The sequence below is a fragment of the Brevibacterium sp. 91QC2O2 genome (assembly GCF_024580695.1).
GTDB classification, from domain to species: Bacteria; Actinomycetota; Actinomycetes; order Actinomycetales; family Brevibacteriaceae; genus Brevibacterium; species Brevibacterium moorei.
This window is the reverse complement of record NZ_JANIJY010000024.1, coordinates 28701-43054: the sequence shown is the minus strand read 5'-3', so window position 1 is coordinate 43054 and position 14354 is coordinate 28701. Positions and strand designations below refer to the sequence as shown.

Genomic DNA, 14354 nt, shown 5'->3' with positions numbered 1-14354 from the left:
GGTGACTGTGGCTCGATAACTCACGAGTTATCGAGCCACAGTCACCTGAGTGGAGCCACTGGTAAGGCGCGGGCACTTGGCCCGAGGGGCACCTGTCTGGCGAGAGCCACTGGTAGGGCGAGGGCCCGGAGGGGGTCAGGCCTGGTAGTAGACCGTGGGCAGGGCCGGCTCACCCGGCTGCAGGCTGTGTGCCCGAGGCGGCAGCTCACCCAGGGACGCGGCATGTCGTGCCCGTGCGCGGCGCACTCCCTCAACACCCGTATAGGACTCGTCGATGACGCCGTCGACGACCAGGTCCACGGTCAGCGGTCGGCCGGTCGTTGCGGAATCCGGCAGGGTGGGAACGCCGATGGACTCCTCGGTTGCGATCGTGCCGTCGAAATTGCGCACGGCCTGTTTGAAACCGCCGTGGGATTCCTTGTGCGCCGAACGCTTCGCCACCGACACCCATTCCCCGGACTCCCCGTCACGGCGGGAGACCAGCTTGTAGACGAGCGCTGCGGTGGGAGCCCCCGACCCGGTGACGAGCTTGGTGCCGACTCCGTAGGAGTCCACGGGGGCGGCGCGCAGACCGGCGATCGCGTACTCGTCGAGGTCGCTGGTCACGGTGATCGTGGTGTTCACCGCCCCCAGTTCATCGAGCAGGGCCCTGACCTCGCCCGCCTGCATGGCCAGGTCACCGGAGTCGATGCGCACTCCACCCAGGCCGGGGCCGGCGACCTCGACGGCGGTGCGCACCGCCTGTTCGATGTCATAGGTGTCGATGAGCACCGTGGTGTCGATTCCCAGGGCATCGATCTGGGCGGCGAAGGCCGCGCGCTCGTCGTCGTGGAGCAGGGTGAACGAATGGGCCGAGGTGCCGATCGTCTTGAGCCCGTAGCGCAGTCCCGCCTGCAGATTCGACGTCGAGGTGAAGCCGCCGATCACAGCGGCCCTGGCCGCCGCCACCGCCGCCTGCTCATGGGTCCGGCGCGATCCCATATCCGCACACGGCCGATTACCGGCCGCATAGGTGATGCGCGAGGCCGCCGAAGCGACAGCAGAATCGTAATTCAACGTCGACAGCAGCAGCGTCTCCAAGACGACCGCCTCGGCGAAGGTCGACTCGACGGTGACCAGCGGTGAACCCGGGAAGTAGATCTCGCCTTCGGCATATCCGCGGATCGTTCCGGAGAACTCGAACTCGGCAAGATAGTCGATGGTGGCCTCGTCGACCACAGCGGTGCGGCGCAGGAAGTCCAACTGTTCGCCACTGAAATGGAAGTCGGCGAGCAGTTCTAAGAAACGCCCGGTGCCGGCGAGAACACCGTATCTACGGCCGGCCGGCAGACTGCGTCCGAATGCCTCGAATAGGCTGGGCCGCCCAGCCGTCTCCGAGCGCAGCGCGGCCTGCAACATGGTGAGTTCGTAGTGGTCGGTCAGGAATGCCGAAGAGGCCGCCTGGCGTATGAGATCCTTCATAAAAGGAATCCTATTGCATGCCCAGAGCACGTCCCGGGTGGGCTTTCGCATAGGCTTAACGGGTGACGAACAGCGCGGGGGCCGGCAGCGCGGTCTTAGAGGATGCACCCACAGTCGCACGGCAGAGGGCCGGTGAGGACGAGTGGCTCACCATCGTGCTCAACGATCCGGTCAACCTGATGAACTATGTATCCTATGTGTTCCGCTCCTATTTCGGCTATTCGAAGGCGAAGGCCGAGGCCCTGATGCTGCAGGTTCACGAACGCGGCCGGGCCGTGGTCGCCAGGGGGAGCAGGGAGAAGATGGAGCGCGACACGCTGGCCATGCACGAATTCGGTCTCTGGGCGGAATGCCGCCGGGCTACGGACCGGGGGGAGTGAGATGCGCATTTCCGGCTCACACCGCCATCCGGTCGTCATCGACCTCGAAGCGAACGAACGCAGGCTCCTGACCGGGCTGTTCACCGACACGATCGAACTGCTTGGCGGCGCGCCGGCCGGCGCCGCGAACGCGGAAATCGGCGACACCACCGACATAACGGGGGAGGCCACCGAGGGCCTCGGCGCGATGTTCGAGCGGATGTTCACGATGGGGCCGCAGACGCCGCCGGAGGATCCGGCCCTGGCCCGGCTGCTGCCGAGTCTGGATCGCGAGGATCCCGAGCGCTCGGCGGAGTTCCGTCGCTACACGGAGCCCGAATTGCGGGAGTCGAAGCTGTCGAATCTGCGCAGGGCCCTGCTCGACTTGGACCGCTCGGGCCGCATCGACTTGGACCGGGAGGGCGCCCGGGCGTGGATGATCGCGGTCGGCGATGTGCGTCTGGTGCTGGCGGCCCGCCTGGGGCTGCAGACGGAGGCGGACGTACAGGCCATGGATACGGGCTTCGAGGAACTGAGCGAGGCCGACCAGATGCACATATCGGTCTACGATTTCCTCAGCTGGATGCAGGAGCGCATCGTAGACGAGCTGATGGACCTTGACGGGCTCAACTGACGGCGCAAGGGCTTTGACTAGGAGGAATGGGTGAACATGCAGCTGACTGCCGTTGGAACCTCGGGATCGTTCCCGGGGCCCGGCAACCCCGCGAGCAGCTATGTGTTGCGCGCAGACCCCTCCGCTGCGCCGATCGTCGTGGACATGGGGCAGGGAGCGCTGGGTGATCTGCAGACGCACACCGATCTGAGCACGATCGAGGCGGTGCTGCTGAGCCATCTCCACCCCGATCATTTCATCGACCTGACCGGGATGTACGTGGCGCGCAGCTATGATCCCCGCTTCTTCTGCGAGGGCGGGCGGCCGTTGTGCGCCCTGCCCGTGTACGGACCGGCGGGCACCGAGGACAGGCTACTGGCCGCTCACCATACCGATCCGGGCGCCAGTCCCGTGGCCGAGAACGCCCAGGACGCGAATCTCGACAGGGTCTTCGAGTTCCACGACCTGCACGACGGGGCGCACCTGCGCGTGGGCGGCCTGGAAGTCGAGGCGACGCTTGTCGACCATCCCGTCGAGGCCTATGCGATGCGCTTCACCGATGCTGCCGGCCGGGTGATGACCTATTCGGGGGACACCGACTATTGCGAGGGGATCGTGGCGGCGGCCCGCGGTGCCGATCTGTTCCTGTGCGAGGCCGCCTTCCAAGAGGGCCGTGACACCGTGCGCGGGATTCACCTCAGCGGTCGGCGGGCCGGCATCGTGGCCCGTGAGGCCGGTGTCGGCAAGCTGGTGCTCACACACATCCCGCCGTGGACCGATCCCGAGGTCGTAGCGGCCGAGGCCGCGGCCGAGTTCTCCGGGCCGCTCGAGGTGGCCCGGCCGGGGCGGCGCTGGGACATCTGAGCGGCCGCACCGGCAGCCCATAAGCCTGAGAATCACGATAGACGAAGAGACGAGGAGTTCATTTCCATGACACGTTCAGACGGACGCGCGGTCGATCAGCTGCGCCCGGTGACAATCACCCGCAACTGGTTGGATCACGCCGAGGGCAGCGCACTCATCGAGTTCGGCCGGACCCGCGTGCTGTGCGCGGCATCCCTGTCCGAGGGCGTGCCCCGCTGGCTCAAGGGTCAGGGCAAGGGCTGGGTGACGGCGGAGTATGCGATGCTTCCGCGCGCCACCAATACCAGGAACTCGCGCGAATCGGTCAAGGGGAAGATCGGTGGGCGGACGCACGAGATCTCACGCCTGATCGGCCGGGCCCTGCGCGCAGTCGTCGACATGGACGCACTGGGGGAGAACACCCTGCAGTTGGACTGCGACGTCTTGCAGGCCGATGGCGGCACCCGTACGGCATCCATCACCGGCGCCTATGTGGCCCTGGCCGATGCCCTGGCACTGGGCAAGGAACGCGGGTGGATCAAGAAGTCCGCCCAGCCGCTGAAGGATTCCGTGTCCGCGATCAGCGTGGGCATCATCGACGGCACCCCGATGCTGGACCTGCCCTATGAGGAGGATTCCCGCGCGCAGACCGATATGAACGTGGTGATGACAGGTTCGGGCGCCTTCGTCGAGGTGCAGGGCACTGCCGAGGGCGCTCCCTTCGACCGGGCCGAGCTGGGCAACCTGCTCGACCTGGCCACCGGCGGCTGTACCGAATTGGCGCGCATCCAGCGCGCGGCGCTCGCCGGGGCGGAGCCCCTGGCATGAGCCGGCGGATCGTGCTGGCCACGCACAATGAGCACAAGGCCAGGGAGCTCGGCGAGATCCTCACCCCGCTGTTGGGCGATGTGGACGTCGTCACCGCCGGCTCCCTGGGCCTGCCCGATCCGGTCGAGACGGGGGTGACCTTCGCCCAGAACGCGCTGCTCAAGGCGCGTGCTGCCCAGGCGGCCACCGGGCTGGACGCCATCGCCGATGACTCGGGAATCGCCGTCGACGTGATGGGCGGGGCGCCCGGCATCCTGTCGGCCCGCTGGTCGGGCACCCACGGGGCGGACCGGGAGAACCTCGAGCTGCTGCTGGCCCAGATGGCGGACATCCCCGATGAGCACCGCGGTGCGAGCTTCGTGTGCGCGGCCGCGTTTGTGGGAGCCGACGGCTCCGAGATCGTCGAGCAGGGGCTGATGCCCGGTCGGCTGGCGCATGAGGCCCACGGCGCAGGAGGGTTCGGCTACGATCCGATCTTCCTGGTCGGTCAGGGGCAGCGGACGGCCGCAGAGCTCAGTCCGGAGGAGAAGAACGAGGTGTCCCACCGTGGGGCGGCGTTCCGCGCCCTGGCCGCCCATCTGGCCTAGGGATGGACGGGCGTGCGCCGTGGGGTGAGCCCTATTACACTTTGGGTGACGGTGTTCAACCCCAGGCGCCGCCCATCTAAAGGAGCATCATGAAACTTCGGAGCCTCGGCGCGGCCCTGGCCGTTGTGCTGGCACTTCCCCTTTCCGCCTGCAACGCAGGAGGCGGAACGCAGGCCGCCGGTGGCCAGGCGAAGGATTCGCTGATCGTCGCGCAGACGGCGGAACCGGCGAACCTGGACTACACCACGACCGGCGGCGCGGCCATTCCGCAGGCCCTGCTGGAGAACGTCTACCAGTCGCTGGTGCGGGTGGACCAGGACGGCAAGATCCAGCCGTCCCTGGCCAAGGCCTGGAAGGTCTCCGAAGACGGCAAGACCTACACCTTCGACCTGCAGACCGGGGTGAAGTTCGCCTCGGGCGCCGATTTCACCGCCGAGGACGTGAAGTACTCCTATGACCGCGTGCGCACCGGCAAGGGTTGGAAGAACCCGCTGAGCCAGAAGATGGCGATCATCGACTCCGTCACGGCCGATGGCGACGCCAAGGTCACCATCAAGCTCAAACAGCGCTCGAACTCGTGGCTGTACAACCTGGCCTCCCTGGTCGGGACGGTCTTCGACTCGAAGGACCACGACGATCTGGCGAACAAGGCCAACGGCACCGGTCCGTTCGCGATCGAGAAATTCACCCGTGGCCAGGACATCGTGTTCGCCGCCCGCGACGACTACTGGGCCGATAAGCCCAAGCTCAAGCAGGTCACCTTCAAGTACTTCAAGGACGGGGTGTCGGCCGCGAACGCGCTGAAGTCCGGTCAGGTCGATGTGTTGAGTAACCTGCAGGCCCCCGATCTGCTCTCGGACTTCCAGCAGCAGTCGGACAAATTCGAGGTCATCGAGGGCACGACGAACGGCGAGGTCGTCCTGTCGATGAACAACGCCGCCGGCATCTTCAAGGACAAGAAAGCGCGCCAGGCCGTGATGTACGCGATCGACCGGAAGGCCGTCATGGACACGGCCTGGGGCGGCCACGGCACCCTGATCGGCAGCATGGTACCGCCGACCGATCCGTACTACGAGGACCTCAACAACGTCTACCCCTATGACGTGGACAAGGCCAAGAAGCTCGTCGACGAAGCCGGGATCTCCGGCAAGAGCCTGACCTTCACGGTGCCCAATCTGCCGTATGCCACGGCGATCAGCAATATCGTGGTCTCCCAGCTCAAGGCGGTCGGACTGAACGCCAAGGTGCAGATCCAGGAGTTCCCCGGCGTGTGGATTCAGAAGACCCTGACGGACCACTCCTATGACATGTCGGTGGTCAGCCATGTCGAGGCCCGTGACATCCTCACGGTCTTCGGCAAGGGCTACTACACGGGATACGACTACAAGCGCATCGAAGCGGACGCCGCCAAGGCCGATGCCGGAACCGAACAGGAATACATCGACGGGATGAAGAAGGTGGCCAGGACGATCACCGATGACGCAGCAGCCGACTTCCTGTTCCTGCTGCCCAATCTCATCGTCGCGAACAAGGGCGTGACCGGACTGCCGAAGAACCAGATCACCGACGCGTTCCGGCTGGTCGACCTGGCCGCGGCCTGAGGCGTCCATGCTGCGGTTCCTCAGCGTCAGACTGCTGCAGTTCGCCATTACGCTGGTCATCGCCTCGGTCGTCGTCTTCGCCCTGCTCAACCTCTTGCCGGGTTCCGCGGCACAGGTGGCGCTGGGCGTGAACGCCACGCCCGAGGCGGTGGCCGCGCTCGAGGCCGAATACGGACTCGACCGGCCCCTGCCCGTGCAGTATCTGCACTGGGTCGGCGGTATTCTGCACGGTGATTTCGGTACCTCGTACGTCACGCAGGCCCCGGTCGGCCCTGTGATCTCCGGCAGCGTCCAGGTCACCCTGATCCTGGTGGTCGCAGCGGTCGTGGTGTCCCTGCTCATCGCCGTGCCGGTCGGCACCCTGGCCGCGGTCAGCCACCGGCGCCCGCTGGGTGCGGTGATCTCCGCACTGGGCCAGGTGGGGGTCGCGATCCCCAGTTTCCTGGCCGCGATCCTGCTCGTGCTGGTGTTCTCCGTGAATCTGGGCTGGTTGCCGTCCTCGGGCTGGGTCGTGCCCGCGGTCGATCCGGCCGGCTTCCTCCGTTCGCTCATCCTGCCGGTGCTGGCCCTGTCCCTGGTCCAGGCGGCGATCCTCTCGCGCTATGTGCGCTCGGCGGTGCTCGACGTCCTGGGCGAGGACTTCCTGCGCACGGCCAGGGCCAAGGGCCTGACCAGGGGCGCTGCCGTGGTCCGTCACGGCCTGCGCAACGCGGCGGTGCCGGTACTCACGGTCACCGGCCTGCAGCTGTCGGCCCTGCTGGTCGGCGCAGTGGTCGTCGAACAGGTCTTCGTGCTCCCCGGCATGGGCAGTGAGCTGGTGCGCGCGGTGGGCAACCGCGATCTGGTGACGGTGCAGGGTATCGTGTTGGTCCTGGTGTTCATGGTGTTGGTGATCAATCTGCTGGTCGACGTTCTGTACACGATCATCGATCCACGGATTCGGAGGGCGGCATGACAGAACCGATGCAATCCGGCACTCGCGCGACGACTGCCCCCGTTCGTCCCTCACGTCGCAAGAACGCGCAGCTGACGATCGGTGCGGTGCTCGTGGCACTCGTCGTCGTGCTGGCCCTGGTGTCCTTCATCTGGATGCCCTACGATCCCACCCAGGCGGATCCCGCCGCCAGGCTGCAGGGCGCCTCGGCGGCGCACTGGTTCGGCACCGACCAGTTCGGCCGTGACACGTTCTCCGCCATTATGGCCGGCGCCCGGATCACCCTGCTGGTGGGTTTGGTGGCGGTGGCGATCGCCTTCGTCATCGGTGTGCCGCTGGGCATGCTCGCAGCCCAGACCCGATGGTCCTGGCTGTCGGGCCTGATCATGCGCGGCAATGACCTGTTGCTGGCATTCCCCGCACTGCTGTTGGCGATGATCTTCGCCGCGGCCGTCGGTACCGGGATCGGACCGGCGGTGGTGGCGCTGGGGATCGCCTCGATTCCGGGTTTCGCGCGGGTCGCGCGTTCCTCTGCGCTGCAGGTGCTCAGCCGCGAGTACATTATGGCCGCGCAGGCCGGCAATCGGCGCCCGCTGGCCATCGCCTGGCACCATGTGCTGCCCAATATCGTCGGCCTCGTCATTGTCGAGGCCTCCGTGGCCTTCGCCCTGGCCGTACTGGCCGAGGCCGGTCTGTCGTTCCTTGGCCTGGGCACCCAGCCGCCCACCCCCTCCTGGGGCCGGATGCTGCAGGAGTCCCAGCAGTTCCTCTCCACCGCGCCCCATCTGGCACTGTGGCCGGGACTGTTCATCGCCCTGGCCGTGCTGGGCTTCAACCTTCTGGGGGATGGTCTACGCGACCGCTTCGATCCCAGGCTGAAAGGACGCTCGTGATGTCCACCCGCAGTGCCCAGCGGCCGCCCGTGCCGCAGACCGGCGACAGTGCCCCCGCCTTGCAGATCACCGGTCTGAGCATCGAGATCGGGGGACGGACGCTGGTCGAACCGCTAGACCTCAGGATCGCCGCCGGCGAACGGGTCGGGCTGATCGGCGAATCGGGTTCGGGGAAGTCCTTGACGGCATCGGCAGTGATGGGTCTGCTGCCCGATGATGCGAATGCCTGTGGGGACGTTCGTCTGGCCGGGGCACGGGGCAACCTCCTGGAAATGACGGACCGGCAGCTCTCCCGGTTGCGAGGCAAGGCCATGTCGATGGTGTTCCAGGACCCGCTGAGCGCGCTGAACCCCCTGCAACGCGTCGGCGCGCAGGTCGCCGAGGTCATCGTGCTCCACGGCGGAGCCCCCACCCGGGCAGCCGCGGCCGCACGTGCGGTCGAGCTGCTGGCCAGCGTCGACCTGCCCGACCCCGCCGCGGCGGCGCGCGCCTACCCGCACCAGCTCTCCGGCGGCCAGCGGCAGCGCGTCGTGCTGGCGATCGCCCTGGCCAATGATCCGGCCCTGCTGATCTGCGATGAACCGACCACGGCCCTGGACGTCACGGTGCAGCGCAGCGTGCTCGACCTGATCTCCGCCCAGGTCGCCAGTCACAGTGCCGGCCTGCTCTTCATCACCCACGATCTGGCGGTGGTCGCCGGCCTGTGCCAGCGGGTCCTGGTGATGAACCGTGGCGTGGTCGTGGAATCGGGCAGCGTCGAACAGATCTTCACCTCTCCCGTCCATCCGTACACGCGCGGGCTGCTTGCCGCCAGTGATCTGGAGTCCACCGACTCCTCCGGTCGGTTGTTCACCATCGCGACATCGGGGGAGTACCAGGGGGCCCCGCTGCCCCGACTCGGACAGTCGGCTGCGCGGCAGACGGCGCAGCGGCCACGGCCCGAACCCACGGCCCCGGCCGCACACGCCGTCGAACCGGTGCCGGTCGATTTCGATCGGGCGGACGAGGGGGAATCGTTGATCAGCGTGGCCGATCTGCACAAGACCTATGCTCGGACCCGGCGTTTCCCCTTCGGCCGGGCAGATCGGGTCCACGCCCTGACCGGAGTGTCGTTCAACGTGAAACGTGGCGGCCGCTTCGGCATCGTGGGCGAATCGGGTTCGGGCAAATCGACCCTGCTCAAGATCCTCACCGGCTTGGAGACAGCCGACTCGGGCCGGGTCCGGGTGGCCGACATCGAGGTGACGGATCCGGGCCCGCGCGGCCTGTACCGGCTGCGGCAGGACCTGCAGCTGGTATTCCAAGACCCTTTCGCATCGCTGGACCCCAGGATGACGGTCGCAGACATCATCGCCGAACCCCTCATCGCCACCTCGCTCGACGCTGCGGCCAGGCGCTCCCGCGTGACCAGTGTGCTCGCCGATGTGGGTTTGGATGCAGATGCCCTGCAGCGCTACCCCCACCAATTCTCCGGAGGGCAACGGCAGCGGATCTCGATCGCCCGGGCCCTGGCGGGCAAACCCAGGGTGCTGGTCGCAGATGAACCGGTGTCGGCCCTCGACGTCTCGGTCCGCGCCCAGGTCCTCAATCTGCTGATGGACCTGGTGGACGAATACGGGCTGACCCTGGTCTTCGTCTCCCACGATCTTGGAGTCGTACGGCATCTGTGCACCGATGTGGCGGTGATGCGCGCGGGCCGGGTCGTGGAGGCGGGGCCCATCGAGCGGGTCTATACGCACCCGCGGGATGCGTACACGGCAGGACTGATCGAGGCGACACCCAATCTTGCCCGGGCATTGGAAGCCGCCCGGGGTATCTGAGAGGAGAAGGCATGACCGAGTTGGCGGACTACAGCGCGGAAGCACTGCGCGCCGGTTTCGCATCCGGCGATTTCACTCCGGTGGATGCGGTGGAATCGGTGGCGGGCCGGATCGAGGCCTGCGAACCCACACTCAACGCCCTGTGGGTGCCCACCCTGGACACGGCACTGGAACAGGCGGCCGCGGCAGCGGCCAGATGGCGGGCCGGTGCGCCGTTGGGCCCGCTGGACGGGGTCCCGGTGACGGTCAAGGAGAACATCGCACGCTCCGGCATCCCGATGCCGGCCGGCCACGCCGCCGGCACCCCGCCGGTGCCCGAGGAGGACGCGCCGATCACCGCTCGGCTGGCGGAAGCCGGGGCGTTGATCGTGGGGTCGACGGTCATGCCCGACTGGGGGATGCTCTCCTCCGGGGTGTCCAGCCGGCACGGGATCACGCGCTCGCCGCTGAACCCCGAGCTGACCACCGGTGGGTCCTCGGCCGGAGCCGGCGCCGCGGCCGCGGCGGGGTACGGGCCCATTCACATCGGCACCGACATCGGCGGCTCGATCCGCCTGCCCGGCACCTGGTTGGGCCTGGCCACGCTCAAGCCCAGCTTCGGCCGAGTGCCGCTGGCCGCACCGTACCTGGGCCGCTGCGCCGGTCCGCTGGCCAGGCGCGTGGCCGATGTCGTCGCAGCCATGGACGTCATCGGCCGCGCCGACGGCAGGGACTATTCCGAACTCCCGCCATACGCCGGAGCCTATACCGAGCCCTTCGATCCTGCCGAGCTGCGGGTGGCCGTGCACACGGACGCCGGGTGCGGCCTGCCGACCGACCCCGAGGTCGCCGCCGCGGTGGATGCCGCGGCGGATCTCTTCGCCGCGGCCGGAGCCACTGTCACACGCATCGAACCGTTCATGGACGGGGAGCTGTTGGGCCACACAGATGTGTTCCTGCGCGCCAGGTCCTGGGGCGATCTCAAGGCCCTGCCGGTGCATGAGCGGAGCCGGATTCTGCCCTATATCCGCCAGTGGTGCCTGGGCGGGGCGGATGCGACGGGACAGGATGTGTTCGCCGCCTATCATGCGATTCAGGAGATGCGGGAGCGGGCCAACGCGGTGACGCACTCATTCGATTTGGTGCTCTCCCCGGTCGCCCCGATGGCGGCCTTCCCCGCCGACTGGCCGATGCCCTGGGGAGACGACGCGGATCGGCCGATGGTCCACATCGGCTACACCCTGCCCTACAACATGGGGGAGCAGCCCGCTGCCACGGTCAATGCAGGATATACCGGGGATGGGCGGACGATCGGTCTGCAAATCGCCGGGGCCCGGTTCGCCGACGCCCGGGTGCTCGCGGCCGCCGCCTGGTACGAAGCGGCGGCCGCGGTGCCGGTTCCCGTCCCCGTGATCGGCTGATTGAGACGACGGTGCGCCCGGGTGCCCGCGATAGTGCGGGTCCCGGGCGCATTACTGTGCTTATTCGGGCTTATTCGGCCCGGTTCACTTATTGGCCTGTGAGAATTCGATCGTCACCTTGTCGGAGGCGACCTTGACGGTCCCGACCAGGCGGCGGTCCGCCGAGGCGCGCCAGGTCGCGCCCTTCGTCTTCGTGCTCTTGGCCTTGAACTTGAAGGACTGGGACGAATCGGTCATGAAGGTGCCCGAGGTCAGATTCGGTGACATGGTCGCCTTCACCGCTGGGTTCTTCGGGCCCGACCAGCGGGCGTCCTTCTCCTTGGCGTCCTTGCCCAGGGTCTTGCCGGATGACTTGGTCTTCGGATCGATGAAGAAGGGGCACCCGGAGGGCGCCCACTTGTGCTTCGAGTAGCAGGACGTGAGCTTGTCGGACACGGCCTTGCGGACGTCCTTGGTATATGTGTTGTTCGCCTTGAGCGTGGCCTTCAACGGCTTGGGCGAAGCCTCATCCGTGCCGAAACCCGCGACCGAGGTCTGGGTGACGCCGTCGTAGTACTTGCCGCCGGGCACCTTGAGCTCATAGCTGCCGGGGAACACGACGTAGTTGGCGTAGCCGTCCTCGGGTTGGAAGGCCTGGCCGTTGAGCGTCATGCCCTTGACATCGGGCAGGGCCGTCTGGATCACGGACAGCTGTGGGGCCTTGAGCCGCCACTTGTCGAAGACGAACTTCTCCTTGCCGGCCTTGGTGGCCTGCAGCGTCATCTTCCGGTCCTCGTCGCCGAGCTTGTAAGTGGCCTCGATACGGGCGTTGTCTCCATCGACCTGGGCCTGCCCGACCTGTACATCGCTGATCTTTGACGCCGAGTTCTTCAGATAGGCGTCGTTGGTCAGGAGCGCGTCGCTGATATTCTCCGGCAGACTGAACGGCGCCAGTTCCCTCACCCGGCCGATGTCCCCGGAGGACAGGGCCTGGAAGTACTCGGCGACGACCTTGTCGGGACCGTGGTTCTTCTTGTTCACCGAACTCAGCACGGCGGCTGTCACACCCAGACCGGCCAGCAGCACCACCACGACGATCGCCGAGATGATGAGCGGCCAGAACGCCGCCGAGCGCCCCTTCCGCTGCGGCTGCGCATCGGGGCCGCCCGCCGCGCCGAAGGCCGCGGGTCCGGTCGGACCACCCGGACCACCCGGGCCGGTCGGGCCGTCCTGACCGCCCCTAGCCCCCGGGCCACCGGGCCCAGCGGGGGCATTCGGGCCCGTGGGCGAACCCTGACCTGCCCGGCCGCCGGGACCCGTAACCGGACCGTGCGGAGGGACCGGGCCGTGTGGCTGGACAGGGCCCTGACGATTCGCTGCCGCCGGGGCCGGTTGCGGACCGCCCGGGGACGGGGGCAGCGGGGTGATTCGCTGTGTGGCCTGTGGCTCCGTGGTCGCACCCTGGTTCTGGGAGCCCTGCTGCGGTGCACGATCCGGTTGCGGGGGAACCGGCCGGTTGGCCTGGGCGGGTTTGACCTTGGGGGGCTGAGCCGGTGGCTGGGGAGCCTTGGGCGGTGTGACCGGTTTGTGCTGGGGGACCGCGGGCATCGGGGTCGTAGCCGACCCCGTATTGGGTGACGAAGACGGGGCGTCTGTAGCCTTCTTCTCCGGGTTCGACGCCGGCTTTTCCTGATCGCTCATTGCTGTCCTTCGGGTCTCCTCGTGTCCGCCTGGTGAGCGGCTCGAACGGTATCCCAAACTATCAGAGTCACTTGTTTATTGGGTGTGTCGTCACTCCCCTCCGCCTGGGTGACTCGGGCAAGATGGCGTACGTGAGTAAAGAACGCGACACCATGGCCAGGGACCTGCTCGATGGGATGGCCGGCAGTCTTTGGGTGCTGCTGCCCGCAGTGGTGGTGGGATTCGCCCTCGCCGCCGGCGCCTGGGCGATGACCATCACCCAGCAGCTGCCGGCGGGATCGGTGTTCAGCTGGACCGGTACCGTGCTGGGGGTCTTCCTCGGTATGCCCGCGGGGGCCGGGGGCCTCCTCGTGGCACTGCCGCCGACTCTGCCCGTGCTGGGGTTGTGGGCGTTGATCTGCGCTGGTGCGGCGAAGTTGCGCCGTAACAGGGCGGTCGAGGCTGTACCTGGCGTCGGCCCCCAGTGGACATGTGCAGCGGGGTTCGTGCTTCCGCTGGTGCTCGGCGCACTGTGCACCGGGTTGTGGGCACCTCTGCTCGAGCCCGGTCCGGTGGGCTGGGCGCGGGCCGGGATCGTCGTGTGCAGCGCGGCGCTGGTCGGCCTGCGGCCGAGCCCCCCGGCAGGGTGGGTCCGCGCCGTCGACGGGCTCGGCGCGGGTTTCACCGAGGTACTCGGCAGGGCGTGGGAGTTGTTGCGGCGGGTGGTGGTGGCGCTGGGTGGTGCCGCACTGGTGCTGATCGTCCTGGGCATCGCGCTGCGCTGGAATTCCGCCTGGGACGTTGTCGAACAGTACTCGGCTCCGGCGATGGCCGCGGTGGGTCTGGGGATCCTCCAGCTGTTGTACGCTCCGACCCTCATGGCCTTCGCCCTGGCCTGGATTACGGGTGCCGGGGTCGACCTGTCGGGTTCGGCGACCGGTTCCGCCTATGCCAGCGATGTCGGAATGCGTCCGGGTATCCCCGCGCTGGCACTCATGCCGGGCCAGCCGGCCGGCTGGGTGCCCGTCCTGGCGGCCGTGGTCGTGTTGGCGGGGATGTTCGCGGTGCTGGGCCGGCGGGCCTGGCGGGACCGGGTCGATTGGCCTGTGGTGGGCACGACCGCCGTGCTGGTATACGTATCCCTGGTCCTTGTCGCCGTCTTCTCCTGCGGCGGAGTGGGGCCCGGCGGCCTGGCTCGATTCGGGGTGGATCTGGTGCGCTTCCCCGCCTTCGTGACGGTCTTCGCAATGGCCGGCGTCTGCCTGGGCAGGGTGGCGCAGGTGCTGTCCACAAAAGCTGTAGAGGACTGAACGAGAAAAGCCGTACGGAACTGCATGATTGGAACCGAATGATGCC

General features: G+C 67.6%; 13 protein-coding genes. 11 read left to right on the top strand and 2 right to left on the bottom strand.

Annotated features, from left to right (window positions below; genetic code table 11):
- Positions 1 to 135: 135 nt before the first annotated feature.
- On the bottom strand, positions 136 to 1461 hold the full coding sequence (locus tag NQ036_RS13405; protein ID WP_257059564.1) for a nicotinate phosphoribosyltransferase: 1326 nt from the start codon (positions 1459 to 1461) through the stop codon (positions 136 to 138).
- A 62-nt stretch (positions 1462 to 1523) separates the two neighbouring features.
- On the opposite strand from NQ036_RS13405, the gene clpS reads away from it, so the two are divergent.
- The 10 genes from clpS to NQ036_RS13355 all read left to right on the top strand — a co-directional run bounded on the left by clpS (position 1524) and on the right by NQ036_RS13355 (position 11339).
- Complete coding sequence (gene clpS, locus NQ036_RS13400) at positions 1524 to 1841, top strand: ATP-dependent Clp protease adapter ClpS (protein WP_257049862.1); 318 nt, start codon at positions 1524 to 1526, stop codon at positions 1839 to 1841.
- 1 nt (position 1842) lies between these two features.
- Positions 1843 to 2454: a DUF2017 domain-containing protein gene (locus tag NQ036_RS13395; RefSeq protein WP_257049861.1), complete on the top strand. Its 612-nt coding sequence runs from the start codon at positions 1843 to 1845 to the stop codon at positions 2452 to 2454.
- Between the two features lie 36 nt (positions 2455 to 2490).
- Positions 2491 to 3297: an MBL fold metallo-hydrolase gene (locus NQ036_RS13390; protein WP_257059567.1), complete on the top strand. Its 807-nt coding sequence runs from the start codon at positions 2491 to 2493 to the stop codon at positions 3295 to 3297.
- Positions 3298 to 3363: 66 nt separating this feature from the next.
- The gene (gene rph, locus NQ036_RS13385; protein ID WP_257059562.1) at positions 3364 to 4104 is read left to right on the top strand and encodes a ribonuclease PH; all 741 of its coding nucleotides are present in this window, start codon (positions 3364 to 3366) and stop codon (positions 4102 to 4104) included.
- Entirely contained in the window at positions 4101 to 4691 is a 591-nt protein-coding gene (gene rdgB, locus NQ036_RS13380; protein ID WP_257049859.1) for an RdgB/HAM1 family non-canonical purine NTP pyrophosphatase, read from the top strand. Before rph ends, rdgB begins: the two co-directional genes overlap by 4 nt.
- Positions 4692 to 4780: 89 nt before the next feature.
- On the top strand, positions 4781 to 6292 hold the full coding sequence (locus NQ036_RS13375) for an ABC transporter substrate-binding protein (protein WP_257059559.1): 1512 nt from the start codon (positions 4781 to 4783) through the stop codon (positions 6290 to 6292).
- A gap of 7 nt (positions 6293 to 6299) precedes the next feature.
- Positions 6300 to 7247 carry an ABC transporter permease gene (locus tag NQ036_RS13370; protein ID WP_257059556.1) on the top strand — a complete coding sequence of 316 codons (948 nt, stop codon included), beginning with the start codon at positions 6300 to 6302 and terminating at the stop codon, positions 7245 to 7247.
- On the top strand, positions 7244 to 8119 hold the full coding sequence (locus NQ036_RS13365; RefSeq protein WP_257049856.1) for an ABC transporter permease: 876 nt from the start codon (positions 7244 to 7246) through the stop codon (positions 8117 to 8119). Before NQ036_RS13370 ends, NQ036_RS13365 begins: the two co-directional genes overlap by 4 nt.
- Complete coding sequence (locus NQ036_RS13360; RefSeq protein ID WP_257059554.1) at positions 8119 to 9939, top strand: ABC transporter ATP-binding protein; 1821 nt, start codon at positions 8119 to 8121, stop codon at positions 9937 to 9939. The genes NQ036_RS13365 and NQ036_RS13360 overlap by 1 nt, the downstream gene beginning before the upstream one ends.
- A gap of 11 nt (positions 9940 to 9950) precedes the next feature.
- Positions 9951 to 11339 (top strand): amidase, encoded by a 1389-nt coding sequence (locus NQ036_RS13355; protein ID WP_257059552.1) that lies wholly within the window; start codon positions 9951 to 9953, stop codon positions 11337 to 11339.
- Positions 11340 to 11423: 84 nt separating this feature from the next.
- Here the strand turns inward: NQ036_RS13355 and NQ036_RS13350 are convergent, their stop codons facing one another.
- A complete protein-coding gene (locus NQ036_RS13350; protein WP_257059550.1) occupies positions 11424 to 13019 on the bottom strand; it encodes a hypothetical protein in 1596 nt (531 codons plus the stop codon).
- Between the two features lie 131 nt (positions 13020 to 13150).
- Between NQ036_RS13350 and NQ036_RS13345 the strand changes: the two genes are divergently transcribed.
- Complete coding sequence (locus NQ036_RS13345) at positions 13151 to 14308, top strand: DUF6350 family protein (protein WP_257059547.1); 1158 nt, start codon at positions 13151 to 13153, stop codon at positions 14306 to 14308.
- Positions 14309 to 14354 lie beyond the last annotated feature (46 nt).

Coding starts and splice junctions, on each gene's coding strand:
- NQ036_RS13405 (WP_257059564.1), bottom strand. CDS start 1,461: ATGAAGGATCTCATACGCCAGGCGGCCTCTTCGGCATTCCTGACCGAC.
- NQ036_RS13395 (WP_257049861.1), top strand. CDS start 1,843: ATGCGCATTTCCGGCTCACACCGCCATCCGGTCGTCATCGACCTCGAA.
- NQ036_RS13390 (WP_257059567.1), top strand. CDS start 2,491: ATGCAGCTGACTGCCGTTGGAACCTCGGGATCGTTCCCGGGGCCCGGC.
- rph (WP_257059562.1), top strand. CDS start 3,364: ATGACACGTTCAGACGGACGCGCGGTCGATCAGCTGCGCCCGGTGACA.
- rdgB (WP_257049859.1), top strand. CDS start 4,101: ATGAGCCGGCGGATCGTGCTGGCCACGCACAATGAGCACAAGGCCAGG.
- NQ036_RS13375 (WP_257059559.1), top strand. CDS start 4,781: ATGAAACTTCGGAGCCTCGGCGCGGCCCTGGCCGTTGTGCTGGCACTT.
- NQ036_RS13370 (WP_257059556.1), top strand. CDS start 6,300: ATGCTGCGGTTCCTCAGCGTCAGACTGCTGCAGTTCGCCATTACGCTG.
- NQ036_RS13365 (WP_257049856.1), top strand. CDS start 7,244: ATGACAGAACCGATGCAATCCGGCACTCGCGCGACGACTGCCCCCGTT.
- NQ036_RS13360 (WP_257059554.1), top strand. CDS start 8,119: ATGTCCACCCGCAGTGCCCAGCGGCCGCCCGTGCCGCAGACCGGCGAC.
- NQ036_RS13355 (WP_257059552.1), top strand. CDS start 9,951: ATGACCGAGTTGGCGGACTACAGCGCGGAAGCACTGCGCGCCGGTTTC.
- NQ036_RS13350 (WP_257059550.1), bottom strand. CDS start 13,019: ATGAGCGATCAGGAAAAGCCGGCGTCGAACCCGGAGAAGAAGGCTACA.